The sequence below is a fragment of the Nocardia sp. NPDC059228 genome, assembly GCF_042754245.1.
GTDB lineage: Bacteria > Actinomycetota > Actinomycetes > Mycobacteriales > Mycobacteriaceae > Nocardia.
In genome coordinates this window covers 111,828-129,396 of the sequence record NZ_JBHZAL010000017.1, presented here as the reverse complement: position 1 = coordinate 129,396, position 17,569 = coordinate 111,828, and the positions used below count along the sequence as shown (strand labels likewise).

Here is a 17,569-nt window from a genome sequence, read left to right as displayed (position 1 = left end):
ATAGTGGTCGAGCAGACGACCGGCTTCGGCGACAGCAAAACCTGGAGTCCGAAGATCCTCACAGAGGTGGTGGGAACCCGCGAACAAGCCCTCGCGAAAGTCCCGGACCTCGTCTCGAAATTCCAACCCGATCATCCGAAGTTGATCAGCCGCCGCACCATCCTGCGCGACGGCGACACCTTCATGCTGATCGCCCGTGGCTGGTCCGACGACTATCACTGCGTATTCAAGGTCTGGGAAGTCCTGTCAGACAGTGACAATTCAGACAAGGTGCGCGAAGGACGGGCCAACCGTTGACGGCTCGCACCGCGCGAGCCGACACGGCACCACACCGGTGGCCGAGACCGCGTCGGCCTACCGGACCAACCGGCCCAGCAGGGCCGACGCGGTGGCGACGCCGAGGGTGGCGGCCCCGGCCAGTACACCGAAGTCCAGCCAGAGGTCGGCCTGTGTGCCGATCAGCAGGCCGCGCAGCGCGTCCACCTCGTAACTGAGCGGGTTGACGTGGCTGACGACCCGCAGCCACGTCGGCATGAGGTCCACGGGGTAGAGCGCGTTGGAGGCGAAGAACAGCGGCATGGTGATGGCCTGGCCGATGCCCATCAGCCGATCCCGGGCGCGCACCAGCCCGGCGATGGTCATGGACAGGCAGGCGAAGAAGGCGGTGCCGAGGAAGACCACGGGAACGGTGGCGAGCACGCGCAGCGGATTGCCGGTGAGGGCCACACCCATGAGCAGCGCCACGATCACGATCACCAGGATCTGGGCGATGGCGCGAACGCCTGCGGCGAAACACTTTCCGGCGATCAGCGCGGCTCGTGGGGTCGGGGTGACGAGCAGTTTGGTGAGAATGCCCGCATCGCGGTCCCAGATGATCTGGATGCCATAGAAAATCGCGATGAACAGCGCCGACTGGGCGATCACGCCGGGAGCGAGGAAGTCCAGGTACGGCACCGAACCGGTGGGCAGCGCGCGCAGGCGGGAGAAGGTGGTCCCGAAGATCACCATCCACAGCACGGGCTGGATTGCGCGGGTGAGGACTTCGGTCTGGTCGTGGCGCAGCTTCTGGATCTCCACCAGCGCGAAAGTGCCCATGCGGGAGGCCAGCCGGGGCAGGCGCGCCCAGCCGCGCGGGGCCAGGACCGGCGTGAACGCCGTATCAGCCCGCGCGCCGGGCGGTCCGGCGAGTGCTTCGGACATTGCGCATGTTCCCTTCGGTCACATCGTCGAGGCTCTCCCCCGCGTGATGCCGGAAGACATCCTCGAGGGTCGCCCCGGGGCCGATCCCGGCCTTCAGATCGGCGGGCGAACCGGTCGCGCGCAGCACGCCCTTGTGCAGCAGTGCGATTCGATCGCAGAGTGCGTCGGCCTCGGCCATGTAGTGGGTGGTGAGCAGCACGGTGGTGCCGTAGCCGGCGCGCATCTCGGCGACCCGCTCCCAGACGCTGTCGCGCGCAATGGGATCCAGCCCCACCGTCGGCTCGTCCAGCACCAGCAGGGCGGGGCGGTTCACCAGGGCCTGGGCCAGTTCGAGGCGGCGGATCATGCCGCCCGAGTAGCCGCCGGCCAGCCGGTCGGCCACGTCCAGCAGGTTCATGGCGTCGAGCACCTCGTCCACCCGCTCGCCCCGCTCGGCGCGCGGCACGTCGAACAGCCGGGCGAACCAGGCCACATTCTGCCGCCCGGTCAGCCCGGCCTCGATCGAGAGCTGTTGCGGCACATAGCCGAGGTTGTAGCGGACGTCCGCGGCGTGGGTCGTGACATCGAGCCCGAACACCCGGACGCTGCCGGACTGGATGGGCATGAGCGTGGTGAGCAGCTGAATGGTGGTGGACTTGCCCGCGCCATTGGGGCCGAGCAGGCCGAACACCTCACCGCGTTCGATGGTGAGGGTGAGATCGTCGACCACGGTGCTGGTTCCGTAGCGGTGGGTCAGGCCGGCGCATTCGACGGCGGGCACGCTGGTCATCGGTCGCCTCCGCGGGAATGCTCGCGTTCGTGCAGCAGATCGGTGAGGCGCGTCATGGCCGCCAGACCGTTGCGCAGTTGCGCGCGTTCGATTGCGGTGAGCTGGTCGAGCGCCTCGGCAACCACGGCGTGCCGTTGCCGCCGCGTCTCGTCGGCGATCCGCTGCGCGTCCGGGGTCAGCGACAGTCGCATCGTCCGCCGGTCCCGCGGATCCGGCTCACGCACCACGAGCCCCGCCTTGACCAACTCGGTCACCAGCGTCGACACACTGTTCGCCGCCGAACCCAGTTCTCCGGCAGCCTCTTTCACCGAGATCCCCGGCCGCCGCCCCACCAGCCGCAAGAACTCCGACTGCGCCCCGGACAGCCCGGGTTCATCGAACGACCGCCCGGCCAACCGGCCAACCTGCCGCCGCAGCCGACCCATCGAGCTGAACAGCAGCGTCATCAGCTCGGCATAGCCGTCGCTTTCGGCGTTCTCCCGGGGAGTCTCGGACACGCTCCCACAATAGCTCTGTTTCAGAGGTATTTCGACCGGAGCGCGAACCCGGTGGTCAGACGGCCGCGGCGGCGACCATGGCGGTGGCGATGCGGTGGATGTCGTCGCGGGTGCTGATGAAGGGCGGCATGCAGTAGATGAGGTTGCGGAAGGGGCGTAGCCAGACGCCGGATTCGACTGCGGCGTGGGTGGTTTTGCGCATGTCCACCGGCTGGTTCAGTTCGATGACGCCGATTGCTCCGAGAGTGCGGACGTCGGCGACGGCGGGGAGGTCGCGGGCGGGAGCCAGGCCTTCCGTGAGGCCGGTGTGGATCTCGCGGACCTCGCGCTGCCAGTCGCGCGAGAGCAGTAGTTCGATCGAGGCCACCGCGACCGCGCAGGCGAGGGGATTGCCCATGAAGGTCGGGCCGTGCATGAGGCCGCCGTGCGAGCGGCTGATGGTTTCGGCGATCTCGGTGGTGCACAGTGCGGCGGCCAGGCTCATGTAGCCGCCGGTGATGGCCTTGCCCACGCACATGACGTCGGGCCGGATGCCCGCCTGCTCGGCGGCGAAAAGTGTTCCGGTGCGGCCGAATCCGGTGGCGATCTCGTCGAACACCAGCAGGACGCCGTGCTCGTCGCACAGCCGGCGCAGATCGGCCAGATAGCGCGGATCGTGGAAGCGCATGCCGCCCGCGCCCTGCACCACGGGTTCCACGATGACCGCGGCCAATTCGTGCGCATGCGCGGCGAGGGTCCGCTCCAGCTCCGAGACATATTGCGGCTCATAGGCTTCCGGCGGCGGACCCGCGAAGACCTGCGGGACCAGGACATCTGTCCACAGCGAGTGCATTCCGCCCTCGGGATCGCAGACGCTCATGGGGGTGAAGGTGTCGCCGTGGTAGCCGCCGCGCCAGGTCATCAGCCGGTGCTTCTCCGGCCGCCCCAGCGCCCGCTGGTACTGCAGGCACATCTTCACCGCGACCTCCACCGACACCGAGCCGGAGTCGCAGAGGAAGACCTTGTCCAGGCCCTCGGGCGTGAGCTCGACCAGCAGCTGCGACAACCGCACCGCCGGCTCGTGGGTGAGCCCGCCGAACATGACGTGACTCATCTTCCGCGACTGGGCGAGCAGGGCGGCGTCCAGCACCGGGTGCCGATACCCGTGCACGGCCGCCCACCAGGAGCTCATACCGTCCACCAGTTCCCGGCCGTCGGCCAGGGTGAGCCGGGTGCCGGACGCGGAGGCGACCACCAGCGGCGCGGTGGTGGCCGGGAAACCGCCGTAGGGATGCCACACGTGAGCGGCGTCGAGTGCGGTGATCTCGCCGGAGGGCAGCGCCCCGACAGGCCCGGTCGATGCCGCAACAGTTTCGCTCAGTGCCGCAACAGGCTCGGTCAGTGCCGCAACAGGCTCGGTCGATGCCACGAGAAGTCCTTCGAGGAGCGGGCTTGAACGGCGTTCAAGTTACCACGAACCCGGCCACCCAACCGCACCCCGGGCGTATTCTTTGACTCGGTCAAAGGATTGGAGCCAGCATGGCCGTCGAGACGACCGATCGCCCGGTCGAGGCACAGCAGATCGCCGCCGTCCGCGCCTTCAACCGGCGCTACACCCGCATCATCGGCGTCCTGCAGGGCGAGATGCTCGGCACCGAGTACTCGCTCACCGAGGGCAGAATCCTGTTCGAGCTGGCCCATTTCGGGGCCACCGAGGTGGTGGACCTGCGGCTGGCTCTGGATCTGGACCCGGGATACCTGAGCCGCATCCTGGCCCGGTTCGAAGAGCGCGGCCTGGTCGCCCGCCGCCGATCCGACGCCGACGGCCGGCGGCAGGTGGTGGAGCTGACCGAGGCGGGCCGGGCGGCCTTCACGGTGCTGGACCAGCGCACCCAGGACCAGATCGGGGATCTGCTGGTCCCGCACTCCCCGACGGTGCGCACCCGGTTGGTCGGGGCCATGCGCACCATCGAGCAGATCCTCGACACCGACTCCGAGCCCGATCCCGCCGGCGTGATGCTGCGCGAACCCCGGCCCGGCGACCACGGCTGGGTGATCACCCGCAATGCCGTGCTCTACGCCGAGGAGTACGGCTGGAACGCCGAATACGAGACGCTGGCCGCCACCATCGTCGCGAACTGGCTGAGTTCCCATGACCCGCAACGGGAACGGGCCTGGATCGCCGAATACGACGGCAGCCCGGTCGGCTGCGTCTACTGCATGCGCGAGGACGACACCACCGCCCGGCTGCGACTGCTACTGGTGGAACCGTCCGTCCGCGGGCTCGGCGTGGGCAGCGCACTGGTCGACGAATGCCTGCGCTTCGCCACCGCGGCGGGATACACCGAGATGGTGCTGTGGACCAACAGCGTGCTGGACTCCGCGCGCCACATCTACCAGCGCGCCGGATTCGAACTGGTGGAATCGAATCCGCACCACAGCTTCGGCGTCGATCTGGTCGGGCAGACCTGGCGGCGGGGACTCGGCGGGGAGGACGATCCGGCCCGCTAGGGTCTGGATCATGTCTCCCGCGACTCCCGGCACCACCGCGCTCGGTGTGTGGCCGGGGACCGCCTATCCGCTCGGCGCGACCTACGACGGCGCCGGAACGAACTTCTCGGTGTTCTCCGAGGTGGCCCGGCGGGTGGAGCTGTGCCTGATCGACGCGGACCACCGCGAGACCCGGGTGCCGCTCGACGAGGTGGACGGCTATGTCTGGCACGCCTATCTGCCCGGCGTCGGGCCCGGGCAACGGTACGGTTTCCGGGTGCACGGGGGCTTCGATCCGGAGCGGGGGCTGCGCTGCGATCCCAGCAAGCTGCTGCTGGACCCGTACGGCAAGGCGTTCGAGGGCGATTTCGGGACCGCCACCGCGCCCTACAACTTCGGGCAGAACTCGCTCGGGCACACCATGACCGGGGTGGTCATCAACCCGTACTTCGACTGGGCCCACGATCGCGCGCCGAAACGGCCGTACCACGAGACCGTCATCTACGAGGCGCACGTGAAGGGCATGACCGTCACACATCCGGAGGTGCCGCCGGAATTGCGCGGCACCTTCGCGGGCATGGCGCATCCGGCGATCCTCGAACACCTGCGGGCGCTGGGCGTGACGGCCGTGGAGCTCATGCCGGTGCACCAGTACCTCGACGACCGCATTCTGCTGGACCGCGGACTGCGGAATTACTGGGGCTACAACAGCTTCGGCTATTTCGCGCCGCATCGCGGCTATGCCGCGGGCTCCTCCCCCGCCGCCGCGGTCACCGAATTCAAGACCATGGTGCGCGCCTTCCACGCCGCCGGTATCGAGGTGATCCTCGACGTGGTCTACAACCACACCGCCGAGGGCAATGAATTCGGGCCGACCATCAGCTTCCGCGGCATCGACAATGCCGCGTATTACCGCCTGGTGGACGATGATCCACAGCATTACATGGATTACACGGGCACCGGCAACAGCTTCAACATGCGCCACCCGCACGCCCTGCAGCTGATCATGGATTCGCTGCGCTACTGGATCCTCGAGATGCACGTGGACGGATTCCGCTTCGACCTGGCGGCCACCCTGGCCCGCGAATTGCACGATGTGGACCGGCTTTCCACCTTCTTCGACCTGGTGCACCAGGATCCGGTGGTGAGCCAGGTGAAGCTCATCGCCGAACCCTGGGATGTCGGCGAGGGCGGATATCAGGTCGGCAATTTCCCGGTGGCCTGGACCGAATGGAACGGCAAATACCGTGACACCGTACGGGATTACTGGCGCGGGCAGCCGGCGACACTGGGCGAGTTCGCCTCCCGGCTCACCGGGTCCTCGGATCTGTACGAGGCCACCGGCCGCCGGCCCAGCGCCAGCATCAATTTCGTGACCGCACACGACGGATTCACGCTGGCGGATCTGGTGTCCTACAACGAGAAACACAACGACGCCAACGGCGAGGGCAATCACGACGGCGAGAACTACAACCGCTCCTGGAACTGCGGCGTCGAGGGCCCGACCGAGGATCCGGAGATCCTGGCCCTGCGCGCGCGGCAATCCCGTAATCTGCTCGCCACCCTGATGCTCTCCCAGGGCACCCCGATGCTGTTGCACGGCGACGAATTCGGCCGCACCCAGCGCGGCAACAACAATGTCTACTGTCAGGATTCACCGCTGTCGTGGATGGACTGGACGTTCATGGACACCAATGCCGATCTGCTCGAATTCACCAGGCGCGCGGTCGCGCTGCGCGCCGCGCACCCGGTGTTCCGGCGGCGCCGCTTCTTCGATCCGGCGCCCGATCCCGACGACCTCGGCGATATCGCCTGGTTCACCCCCGGCGGCGCGGCCATGACCGACGCCGACTGGAAGACCGGCTTCGCCCGCTCGCTGGCGGTGTTCCTCAATGGCGACGGCATCAACGAGCCGGGCCCGCGCGGGCAACGCATCACCGACGACTCGTTCCTGCTGTGCTTCAACGCTCACGATCAAGCCCTGGATTTCGCCCTCCCCGACGACCGGCACGGTAATGCCTGGTCGGTCGCCCTGGACTGCGCCACGCCCACCGGCCGCCCCGCCGCCGACACCGTCCTCCCCGCTGCGGCAACGGTGCAAGTGCCCGCACGCTGTCTACTCGTGCTGCGCCGTACGGCATGATCGATACCGCCATGACCAGCTCGCCCGAACACCTCACCGGACCCATCGCCCGGCAGACGCCCGTGCGCAGCACCTACCGCCTGCAGCTGCGGCCCGACGCGCTCACCTTCACCGACGCGCGCGCCATCGCCGAATACCTGCAGCAACTGGGCATTTCGCATCTGTACCTGTCGCCCGTCATGACCGCGACACGCGGCTCCACCCACGGCTACGACGTCACCGATCCGACCACGGTGTCGGCCGCGCTGGGCGGGCCGACCGGGCTCAAGGCCCTGGCCGACGAGGTGCGCAGCCGCGGTATGGGACTCATCGTCGACCTGGTGCCCAACCATGTGGCGGTGGCCGATCCGCGACAGAACCAGTGGTGGTGGGATGTGCTGAGGCAGGGCAAGAAGTCCAAGTACGCCACCTGGTTCGATATCGACTGGACGCCGGGCAATGGCGCCGGCGGGCGCATCGCGCTGCCGGTGCTGGCCGGGGAGAACGATCCGGCGGCGCTGACCGTGGACCGCTCCGGGCCCGAACCCATGCTGGCACTGCACGATCTGCGCTTCCCCATCGCGCCCGGCACCGACGGCGAGAACGCGCTGCGCATTCACGACAAACAGCACTACCGCCTGGTCAACTGGAAGTCGGGGCTGTGCGGATACCGTCGCTACTTCACCGTGGGCGGGCTGGCCGCCATCCGGCAGGAGGAGCCGGCGGTATTCGAGGCCACCCATCGGGAGCTGGCCGCCTGGTGCGAGCACGACCTCATCGACGGTGTGCGCGTGGATCATCCCGACGGACTGGCCCAGCCCGCCGAGTACCTGCGGCGGCTACGCCAGCTCATCGGACCGCAGCGGCTGCTGCTGGTGGAGAAGGTGCTCTCCAATCGTGAGCCCCTCGACGCCACCCTGCCCATCGACGGCACCACCGGCTACGACTCCCTCGCCGACATCGGCGGCGTACTCATCGACCCGGACGGCGAGAAACAGCTCACCGACCTGTCCCGGCAGTTCACCGGGCACGGCAGCGACCGGGCCTGGTTCACCGAGCAGGAACACCGGATTCGCCGCGCCGTCGCCGAGACCATGCTGGTGCCCGAGGTGCGCCGGCTGGTGGCCGCGGTCAAGCGCGACGCCCGCGCCGACGCCTTCGACACCATGGCGCTCACCAATGCCGCCATCGAGGTGCTGTCGTTCATGCCGGTCTACCGCACCGACTACGCGCCGCTGGCGGGCATGGTCGGGGCCGTCGTCGCCGAGGTGGCACGGCGCAATGCCGAGCTGACCGCGCCGCTGCAGGTGCTGGTGACCGCGCTGGCCACCGGCGGCGAGGCCGCCACCCGCTTCCACCAGGTGGGCGGGGCGATGAGCGCGAAAGCCGTGGAGGACACCATGTTCTACCGCGCCGCGCGGCTGGTGTCGCTGCAGGAGATGGGCGCGGACCCGGCCCGCTTCGGCTGCTCGCCCATCGAGTTCCACCTCGCCAATGCCGAACGTGCGCAACGCTGGCCGGCCGGCATGACCGCGCTGTCCACCCACGACACCAAGCGCGGCGAGGACGTGCGCGCCCGCATCGGCATGCTCTCGCAGGTGCCCGACATCTGGGCGCGCTCGGTCAGCACCTGGGAGGAGATCGCGCCCGGACCCGACGGCGCGACCACACTGTTCCTGCTGCAGAACATGTTCGGGGTGTGGCCCGCCGACGGCCGCCCCGCCGCGGCCGTGCCCGGGCTGCGCGAGCGGCTACATCAGTTCGCGGAGAAGGCGGTTCGCGAGGCCGGCACCCAATCCTCCTGGGAGGAACCGGATGTCGAGTTCGAGACGGCGGTGCACCGCTGGATCGACACCGTCATCGACGGACCGGTCGGGGCCGAGCTGGGTGAGTTCGTGGCCGATCTGGCCGGCCACGCCTGGACCGACGCGCTGGCGCAGAAGCTGCTGCAACTGTGCGGCCCCGGCATCCCGGACGTCTACCAGGGCTGCGAGCTGTGGGAGGACTCGCTCGTCGATCCCGACAACCGCCGCCCGGTGGACTTCACCCACCGCTCCCTGCTGCTGCAATCCCTCACCGGCACACCGGATCTCGACCCGACCGGTGCGGTCAAGATGTGGATCGTGGCGTACGCGCTGTGGCTGCGCCGGGAACGCCCCGACTGCTTCGTCGGCGGCGCCTACATCCCGCTGTTCGCGGCCGGCGACCGCGCCCAGCACCTGCTCTCCTACGCCCGCGGCCGCACCGGGGAGACCCCCGAGGTGATAGTGGCCGTCACCCGGCACAGCATCCGGCTGGACGAGGCGGGCGGCTGGGCCGACACCGTGCTGGATCTGCCGCAGGGACACTGGACCGACCGGCTCACCGGCCACACCTTCTCCGGGCGCGCACGGCTGGAGAAGCTGTTCGCCCGGCTGCCGGTGGCCCTGCTGGTGCGCTGAGCGGCCGGCCGCTCAGGCGGCGGATTCTTCCGGACCGCCGTCACCGGCAGCGCGTGGCACCTGGTCGACGGGCTCGATGAGATCCGGCGGCACCGGACCGCCCCGATGCTCGCACCAGCGGTGAATATTGGCCGGGCGGTAGCCTTTCCGGTCCGGGACGCTGGCGGCCAGGAAGCTGTCCTGGTCCTCGGGCTGCAACAGCTTGCGCCAGGAATCCCAGTAGAAGCGCGGGCTGCGCCAGCCGGTCGCCAGGCGAGCGTAGTTCAGCGCCCGGAAGCTCAGGCTCAGCGAATCGTGCAGGTGCGTGACGTCGAACGGGCAGCTGCTGAGCAGGGTGTCGAGTCGGTCGTGATCGAAGGCCAGTCCCTCGGCCTCGGCCTCGGCGATCATCCAGCGCAGGGTGATGTCGGACAGCCCGCAGTCGGCGTAGCCGCCGCCGATATCGCTGTGCACGCCCTCGAACCAGACCTGCTTCACCCGGTCGGGACGGTCGTAGAGCTCGCGCTGATCGGCGGGAATCTCCCACAGGCAGGGCTCGAAGGCGCGCCGCCGCTCGTCGATGGCCAGGGCCTGACGCGCGCACAGCACGATGCGCGAGAGCCGCACATCGTGGAAGCTGTGCAGCCACGAGGTGATACCCGGGACGCCCATCGCGCCCACGGTGTCGAAGACGCCGAGGAAATTGATGACCGGCCTCTGGGGGTGGCAGTTCGCGGCGCGGAAGGCCGCCCACTCCGGCGGATCCGGATCGTCGGGGTTCTTCTTGCGGGTCTTGTAGATCCCCAGCGCCTTCGGGTACTTACCCCCGATGATGGCCTCGTAGGTCAGAATTCCGAGCCGGTTGATCATCCCCGCGAGGCTGCGGGCGGTGTACGCGCCGCGGCTGAAGCCGAAGATGTAGATCTCGTCCCCGGGCTCCCAGTTCAGGGCCAGCTGCCAGTAGGCGGCCGACAGATTGGCCTCCAGGCCCAGACCGAACGCGCCGCCCAGCACCTTGTCGGACATGAAGCCGCGCGAGCCCGGACCCGAGACGTAGTTGATGCGCTGACCGACGGACTTCCCCTCCTTGTCCGTCCCGGTCAGCTTGACCGCTTCCGCGATCTTCACGATGTTCGACACCGTCGAGCTCGACTCGGCCTTCCAGGTGCCGTCACAACACACGACCAGCCTTTTCATGACGTCAGCCTCCCGCCCTGACCGTTCGGTTTCACGCGTAGTGAACTACCCGATCATCGCGCCCGGGCCACGCGGTCGTTAACCGCGGCGCGTGCCCCCGCAAGTGCCCCTCCCACGGCGTTAACGTCCGGCGCTCGCCAGGCGATCGCTCACGATTCGTTCACGATCCCTATGGCACGGTGGCGGCATGTCCGACGATGGAGTGAGCGCCCGCAGCGTATGTGTCCTGGTATGCGAGGACGACGAGCGGCTGGGCGAGCGGGTCGCGGACGGACTGCGGGCGGCCGGATTCATCGTCGATCTGACCCGCAATCTCACCGACGCCGCCGAGCACTGCGGGGTGCGGATCTACGACTGCCTCATCGTCGACCGCGGGCTACCCGACGGCGACGGACTGGAACTGGTACGGCGGCAACGTGAATCGGGTGATCGCACCCCCGCACTGCTGATCACCGCGCGCGACAGCCCGGCCGACCGCCGCGAGGGCTATGCGGGCGGCGCGGACGACTATCTGGCCAAGCCGTTCTCACTGGGCGAGCTCGCCGCACGGGTGCGGGCCCTGTGCTCGCGCCGGCGCTCGCCGCACTCGCCCGTGCTCACCATCGGGGATCTGGTGGTGGACCGAATACGCCGGCGGGTGCGCCGCAGCGGAATCCTGCTGACCATGACCACCCGCGAATTCTGCGCGCTGGAACTGCTGGCCGCGCGCGCCGGAACCCTTGTCACCCCGGCCGAGATCGCCGCCTTCTGCAGCGATTCGACCTCGACCGCGGGCGTGGACGAGGTGATCACGCGCCTGGACCGCAAGCTCGGCCGGCCGCGGATCATTCACAGCTCGGCGGCGGGATATCTCCTGCACGCCTGAAAGCCCCACCGGGGCAACCGGACCCGTGTGATCCCGAACGAGGGGTCGGATCACACGGGTCACCGGTCAGGTCAAATACCGGTAGGCGGGCGAGTTCGGATCCAGCCGCTCACACTGGATCGGCGACTTGTCCATCCGCCCGAGCAGCGGTTCCAGGCCCTCCGGGGTACCCAGTTCGATGCCGACCAGGGCGGCGCCGGTTTCGCGGTTGTTGCGCTTGACGTACTCGAACACGGTGATGTCGTCATCGGGCCCGAGGACCTCGTCCAGGAAGCGACGCAGCGCGCCGGGCTCCTGTGGGAAGTCCACCAGGAAATAGTGCTTCAGGCCCTGATGCACCAGCGAACGCTCGATGACCTCGCCGTAGCGGGAGACGTCGTTGTTGCCGCCCGAGAGCAGCACCACCACCGTCGCACCCGGCTCGATCTCGACCTCGCGCAGCGCCGCCGTCGCGAGCGCGCCCGCCGGCTCGGCGACGATGCCCTCGTTCTGGTACAGCTCCAGCATGGCGGTGCAGATGGCGCCCTCGTCCACGTGAATCATGCGGAAAGAGCCTGCGCCCGAACCGGTTTCGGTGCTGGTCAGCAGGGGCAGTGAGGCGTGCGAGCGGACCTGGCCGCCGAAGCGCACCACCGCCTGGTAGCCGACTCCGCCGACCCGGCGCACGGCGGCGCCGTCCACGAACGGGTCGATCTCGGGCAGCGTCACCGGGCCGCCGGCCACCAGCGCGGCCGTCATGGACGCCGCGCCCGTCGGCTCCACCGCGAGAATCGCGGAGTGCGGCGACCGCTCCCGCAGATAGGTGGCGATACCCGCCAGGCAGCCACCGCCACCCACCGGCACCACCACCAGATCGGGCTCGCGGCCGAGCTGTTCGAGGAATTCGGCGGCGATGGTGCCCTGCCCCGCCGCGGTGCGCGGATCGTCGAAGGGCGGGACCATGGTCGCCCCGGTGCGCTTCACATCGTCGGCGGCGGCCGCGGCGGCCGCGTCGAAGGTGTCGCCGACGGCGATGAGTTCCACGAATTCGCCGCCGTGGACGCGGATTCGGTCGCGCTTCTGCTTCGGGGTGGTGGTGGGCACGTAGATGCGGCCCGTGACGCCCATGGCCTTACAGGCGAAAGCCACGCCCTGCGCGTGGTTTCCGGCGCTGGCGGTGACCACGCCCGCGGCCTTCTCGGCGGCGGTCAGCTGCACCATGAGGTTGTAGGCGCCGCGCAGCTTGTAGGAGCGGACGGCGGTGAGGTCCTCCCGCTTGAGGTAGACCTCGGCCCCGGTCAGCGCCGACAGCCGCGGAATCCTTTGGAGCGGCGTCGGCTCGATAATGTCCGAAATTCGCTTCGCGGCAGCATCGATCTCGTCCGCTGTCAACTCGGGCAGCGAACCGGACACTCTCTCGGCGATAACAAGCGGATCAGACACCCGAACATGCTAGCTGGGAGCATGCGGCGGGCCTGCAGCAGCGCCACGAAAAGGTCCCGGTCATGTCGGACCGGGACCTTCTCTCACCGGCCGCCGCGCTTCCCGGCGATACGGCGGGCGGCGCTCAGGGGCGCGGGGTGAGGACGAACAGCGGGATCTGGCGGTCGGTCTTCTTCTGGTACTCGGCGTAGTCGGGCCACACCTCGATGGCCCGCTTCCACCAGAGGGCCTTCTCGTCGCCGGTGACCTCGCGGGCGTCGTAGTCCTTGACCACGTCCCGGTCGCGCAGTTCCACATGCGGATCGGCCTTGACGTTCCAGTACCAGACCGGGTGCTTGGGCGCGCCGCCCAACGAGGCGACCACCGCGTACTCGCCGTCGTGCTCGATCCGCATGAGCGGGGTCTTGCGGAGCTTGCCGGACTTGTTGCCGCGGGTGGTCAGCAGAATGATCGGCACACCTTGCAGGAGGTTGGCCTCCGCGCCTCCGGAGTTCTCGTACTGCTCGGCCTGCTCTCGTGACCAGTCGGACGGGCTGGGTTCGTACTCTCCGATAAGTGGCATGACCTGGGTAACCACGCACGGTCCCGTGTTGTTCCCGACAGAGGTTTCGGTTGCCCGAACTTTGTATCACCGTATACCCTTACCGTATGGCAGTGGTTCACCCTACGGACACCGAGCAGCCCCGCTCGCACGCTTCCGTGGACATCGCCGGGACGGCATGGCCGGTCTACAAGCTGGAAGCCTTGTTCGCCGGTGTGGTGGTCTGCCTGACACTCGCCCTGATCACCGGATCGGTGCAGGCCGCGGTGCTCGGCGCGACGGTGATCGCGGCGCTGCGCTGGATCATCGGCGGGGCGCGCAGCCTCCGCTGATCCGGACCTTCCGGCTCCCGGACCTATCGGTCCACGGTCGGCAGCTTCACCATCGGTAATCGCGACGAGTCCGTCAATCGCATCGTCGGCGACCCACCTGGCTGTGACAACACGTGTGCCCCCTCGCCGAGACGAGGGGGCACACGGTGCGACGGGGGTATCGGGATCAGACCGCGCCCAGGCAGCCCGGGCCGAGCAGAGCCTTCAGGTCGCCCATGAGGGCCGAGGAGGGTGAGACCCGCAGGTTGTCGGCCACCTTCAGCATGGTGGTGCGATCCCGGGAGCCGACGTGCTTGATGTGCACGTTCGCGGTGCCCGGATGCCGGGACAGCACCCGTTTGAGCTCACCGATCTTGTCGGGGGTGCACAGCCGGGTGGGGATGACCACCGACAGCGGCTTGTCCACGCCGATGGACGAAAGGTCCGGCACCACAAGGTCGTTGGCGATCAGGGAGACGCGGTCGTCGCGGGCGCTGACGCGGGCCTTGACCAGGACGATGGCGTCCTCGGTGACGTCCATGCCGTAGACGGAGTAGGACTGCGGGAAGAACAGCACCTCGATGCCACCGGTGAGGTCCTCGAGCTGGGCCGAGGCCCAGGGTAGGCCGTTCTTGTTCACGCGGCGGGTGACGTTGGCGAAGATGCCGCCGATGGTGACCTGCGCGCCGTCCTTGATATCGCCCTCGAGAATGGCGGGGATCTGGGTGTCGGACTGGGCCGCGAGGACGTGCTCGACGCCGTTGAGCGGGTGCCCGGACACGTAGAGGCCCAGCATCTCCCGCTCCAGGGCGAGCTTGTGCTTGGTCTCCCATTCCTCGTCGGGGACCTTCACATTGAAGACGCTGGCAATGGACTCGTCGGCGTCGTCGAGGCCGCCGAAGAGATCGAATTGGCCGATGGCCTCGGCCTTCTTGGTCGACATGACCGCGTCGATGGCATCGGAGTGCACCAGCAGCAGGCCCTTGCGCGGATGCCCGAGCGAGTCGAAAGCGCCTGCCTTGATGAGGGATTCGGTGACCTTCTTGGTGCAGGCGATGGCGTCGATCTTGTTCAGGTAGTCGGAGAAGTCGGTGAACTTCGACTTCTCCTTGCGCGCGGCGATGATCGAGGCCACCACGTTCGCGCCGACATTGCGCACCGCGCCCATGCCGAAGCGAATGTCGTTGCCCACGGAGGCGAATTCGAGCTCGGACTCGTTGACGTCGGGCGGCAGCACCTGGATGCCCAGGCGGCGGCAGTCGGCCAGATAGACGGCGGCCTTGTCCTTGTCGTCACCGACGGAGGTGAGCAGACCGGCCATGTACTCGGCGGGATAGTTGGCCTTCAGGTACGCGGTCCAGAACGACACCAGGCCGTAGCCGGCGGCGTGCGACTTGTTGAACGCGTAACCGGCGAACGGGAGAATCGTGTCCCACAGCGCCTTGATGGCCGGCTTGGTGAAACCGTTCTCCAGCATGCCCTTTTCGAAGCCCTCGAATTCGGCCTCGAGGACTTCTGCCTTCTTCTTACCCATGGCGCGGCGCAGAATGTCGGCTCGGCCGAGGGAGTACCCGGCCACCTTCTGCGCGATCTGCATGATCTGCTCCTGATACACGATCAGGCCGTAGGTATCGCGCAGGATGTCCTTCAGGGGCTCTTCGAGCTCCGGATGGATGGGCTTGACCTCTTGCCGCCCGTTCTTGCGGTCGGCGTAGTCGTTGTGCGCGTTCATGCCCATGGGGCCGGGGCGGTACAGCGCGAGCACGGCGACGATGTCCTCGAAGCCGGTGGGGATCATGCGGCGCAGCAGATCTCGCATGGCGCCACCGTCGAGCTGGAACACGCCGAGGGTGTCACCACGCGCGAGCAGTTCGTAGGTGGCCGGGTCTTCCAAGGGCAGGGTGTCGAGGTCGAGTTCGATGCCGCGGTTGGCCTTGATATTGACCAGCGCGTCACCGATGACGGTGAGGTTGCGCAGGCCCAGGAAGTCCATCTTCAGCAGGCCGATGGCCTCACACGACGGGTAGTCCCAGCCGGTGATGATGGCGCCGTCCTGCGCGCGCTTCCAGACCGGGATCGCGTCGGTGAGCGGTTCGGACGACATGATGACCGCACAGGCGTGCACGCCCGCGTTGCGGATCAGGCCCTCGAGACCACGTGCGGTCTCGTAGATCTTGTTGACGTCCGGGTTGGTGTTGATGAGCTCACGGACCTCGGCGGCCTCTTTGTACCGCTCGTGCTCGGGATCCATGATGCCGGAGAGCGGAATGTCCTTGGCCATGATCGGCGGCGGCAGCGCCTTGGAGATCTGGTCGGCGATGGCGAAGCCCGGCTGGCCGAACTGCACGCGGGCCGAGTCCTTCAGCGCCGCTTTGGTTTTAATCGTGCCGAAGGTGATCACCTGGGCGACCCGGTCGCTGCCCCACTTGTCGGTGGCGTAGCGGACCATTTCACCGCGGCGGCGATCGTCGAAGTCGATATCGATATCGGGCATGGACACGCGCTCGGGATTGAGGAAGCGCTCGAACAGCAGACCGTGCGGAATCGGGTCGATGTTCGTGATGCCCATGGCGTAGGCGACCAGCGAGCCGGCCGCCGAACCACGGCCCGGGCCGACATTGATGCCGACCGAGCGGGCGTAGGTGATGAGGTCACCGACGACGAGGAAGTAAGCGGGGAAGCCCATTTCGTTGATGACGCCGAGCTCGTACTTGGCGCGCGAGATGTACTCCTCCGGCGGCCCGCTCGGGAAGCGCCGGTCCAGGCCGACCATGACCTCGTGCTCGAGCCAGGTGGCCTGGGTGTGGCCCTCGGGCACCGGGAAGATCGGCATCCGGTCGCGGTGGGCCCAGACGTCGTCGTAGGACTGGACGCGCTCGCCGATCAGCACCGTGTTGTCGCACGCGCCGGGGACTTCCGCGTCCCAGATGGCGCGCATCTCCTCGGCGGACTTCAGGTAGTAGCCGGAGCCGTCGAACTTGAAGCGGGTCGGGTCCGAGAGCGTCTTGCCGGTCTGAATACACAGCAGCGCTTCGTGATTGGACGCGTCGTGCTCGTGCACGTAGTGGCAGTCGTTGGTGGCCAGCGGCGGAATGCCCAGCTTCTTGCCGACCTCGAGCAGGCCCTCGCGCACCCGGCGTTCGATGGACAACCCGTGGTCCATGATCTCCAGGAAGAAGTTCTCCGGCCCGAAGATCTCCTGCCACTTGGCCGCGGCTTCGAGGGCCTCGCGTTCGTGGCCCAGGCGCAGCCGGGTCTGCACCTCGCCCGAGGGGCAGCCGGTGGTGGCGATGATGCCCTCGGCGTGCTCGGCGATGATGTCGGCGTCCATGCGTGCCCACTTGCCGAGCTGACCTTCGATGGAGGCCAGACTCGACAGCTTGAACAGGTTGCGCAGACCCGTCGCGTTCTCGGCGACCATGGTCATGTGGGTGTAGGAACCCGAACCCGAGACGTCATCGCTCTTCTGCGACGGGTCGCCCCACAGCACGCGCTTGGTGTTGAACCGGGACTCCGGCGCGATGTACGCCTCGATGCCGATGATCGGCTTGATGCCCTGCTTCTTGGCGGAGTTGTAGAACTCCGACGCGCCGTACATATTGCCGTGGTCGGACATGCCGACGGCGGTCATCCCGAGCCGTGTCGCCTCTTTGAACAAGGGCGTGATCTTCGCCGCGCCGTCGAGCATCGAGTACTCGGTGTGATTGTGGAGATGGACGAATGATCCCGACGAGGCTGACACCCGGACATACTATG

At 68.0% G+C, this 17,569-nt stretch carries 14 protein-coding genes; 6 read left to right on the top strand and 8 right to left on the bottom strand.

The window, feature by feature from the left end; genetic code table 11:
- Positions 1 to 3 precede the first annotated feature (3 nt).
- Positions 4 to 297 (top strand): hypothetical protein, encoded by a 294-nt coding sequence (locus ACFXKA_RS25095; RefSeq protein WP_379429121.1) that lies wholly within the window; start codon positions 4 to 6, stop codon positions 295 to 297.
- Positions 298 to 354: 57 nt separating this feature from the next.
- Here the strand turns inward: ACFXKA_RS25095 and ACFXKA_RS25090 are convergent, their stop codons facing one another.
- The 4 genes from ACFXKA_RS25090 to ACFXKA_RS25075 form a co-directional block, all read right to left on the bottom strand.
- Positions 355 to 1,095: an ABC transporter permease gene (locus ACFXKA_RS25090; RefSeq protein WP_379429151.1), complete on the bottom strand. Its 741-nt coding sequence runs from the start codon at positions 1,093 to 1,095 to the stop codon at positions 355 to 357.
- 64 nt (positions 1,096 to 1,159) lie between these two features.
- Entirely contained in the window at positions 1,160 to 1,969 is an 810-nt protein-coding gene (locus ACFXKA_RS25085) for an ABC transporter ATP-binding protein (RefSeq protein WP_379429120.1), read from the bottom strand.
- Positions 1,966 to 2,466, bottom strand: coding sequence for a MarR family winged helix-turn-helix transcriptional regulator (locus tag ACFXKA_RS25080; protein ID WP_379429119.1), 501 nt, complete (start codon positions 2,464 to 2,466; stop codon positions 1,966 to 1,968). The genes ACFXKA_RS25085 and ACFXKA_RS25080 overlap by 4 nt, the downstream gene beginning before the upstream one ends.
- Before the next feature lie 55 nt (positions 2,467 to 2,521).
- Entirely contained in the window at positions 2,522 to 3,784 is a 1,263-nt protein-coding gene (locus ACFXKA_RS25075; protein ID WP_379429150.1) for an adenosylmethionine--8-amino-7-oxononanoate transaminase, read from the bottom strand.
- Between the two features lie 200 nt (positions 3,785 to 3,984).
- Between ACFXKA_RS25075 and ACFXKA_RS25070 the strand changes: the two genes are divergently transcribed.
- Genes ACFXKA_RS25070 through treY form a run of 3 tightly spaced genes read left to right on the top strand, consistent with a single transcriptional unit; the run spans position 3,985 to position 9,498 of the window.
- A complete protein-coding gene (locus ACFXKA_RS25070) occupies positions 3,985 to 4,956 on the top strand; it encodes a GNAT family N-acetyltransferase (protein ID WP_379429118.1) in 972 nt (323 codons plus the stop codon).
- A gap of 10 nt (positions 4,957 to 4,966) precedes the next feature.
- The gene (glgX, locus tag ACFXKA_RS25065; RefSeq protein ID WP_379429117.1) at positions 4,967 to 7,078 is read left to right on the top strand and encodes a glycogen debranching protein GlgX; all 2,112 of its coding nucleotides are present in this window, start codon (positions 4,967 to 4,969) and stop codon (positions 7,076 to 7,078) included.
- An 11-nt stretch (positions 7,079 to 7,089) separates the two neighbouring features.
- Positions 7,090 to 9,498: a malto-oligosyltrehalose synthase gene (gene treY, locus ACFXKA_RS25060; protein WP_354842889.1), complete on the top strand. Its 2,409-nt coding sequence runs from the start codon at positions 7,090 to 7,092 to the stop codon at positions 9,496 to 9,498.
- 12 nt (positions 9,499 to 9,510) lie between these two features.
- Here the strand turns inward: treY and ACFXKA_RS25055 are convergent, their stop codons facing one another.
- Positions 9,511 to 10,674, bottom strand: coding sequence for a DUF2235 domain-containing protein (locus tag ACFXKA_RS25055; protein WP_379429116.1), 1,164 nt, complete (start codon positions 10,672 to 10,674; stop codon positions 9,511 to 9,513).
- 187 nt (positions 10,675 to 10,861) lie between these two features.
- Between ACFXKA_RS25055 and ACFXKA_RS25050 the strand changes: the two genes are divergently transcribed.
- Positions 10,862 to 11,539, top strand: coding sequence for a response regulator transcription factor (locus ACFXKA_RS25050; protein ID WP_379429115.1), 678 nt, complete (start codon positions 10,862 to 10,864; stop codon positions 11,537 to 11,539).
- A 66-nt stretch (positions 11,540 to 11,605) separates the two neighbouring features.
- On the opposite strand, the gene ilvA is transcribed toward ACFXKA_RS25050, so the two are convergent.
- Both ilvA and ACFXKA_RS25040 read right to left on the bottom strand, forming a co-directional pair.
- Positions 11,606 to 12,961: a threonine ammonia-lyase IlvA gene (ilvA, locus tag ACFXKA_RS25045; RefSeq protein ID WP_354842898.1), complete on the bottom strand. Its 1,356-nt coding sequence runs from the start codon at positions 12,959 to 12,961 to the stop codon at positions 11,606 to 11,608.
- A gap of 124 nt (positions 12,962 to 13,085) precedes the next feature.
- Entirely contained in the window at positions 13,086 to 13,523 is a 438-nt protein-coding gene (locus ACFXKA_RS25040) for a nitroreductase family deazaflavin-dependent oxidoreductase (protein WP_354842901.1), read from the bottom strand.
- An 86-nt stretch (positions 13,524 to 13,609) separates the two neighbouring features.
- Here ACFXKA_RS25040 and ACFXKA_RS25035 point away from each other — a divergent pair, with 86 nt between their 5' ends.
- Complete coding sequence (locus ACFXKA_RS25035; protein WP_379429114.1) at positions 13,610 to 13,834, top strand: hypothetical protein; 225 nt, start codon at positions 13,610 to 13,612, stop codon at positions 13,832 to 13,834.
- A gap of 166 nt (positions 13,835 to 14,000) precedes the next feature.
- On the opposite strand, the gene dnaE is transcribed toward ACFXKA_RS25035, so the two are convergent.
- Positions 14,001 to 17,555, bottom strand: coding sequence for a DNA polymerase III subunit alpha (dnaE, locus tag ACFXKA_RS25030; RefSeq protein WP_354842906.1), 3,555 nt, complete (start codon positions 17,553 to 17,555; stop codon positions 14,001 to 14,003).
- Positions 17,556 to 17,569 lie beyond the last annotated feature (14 nt).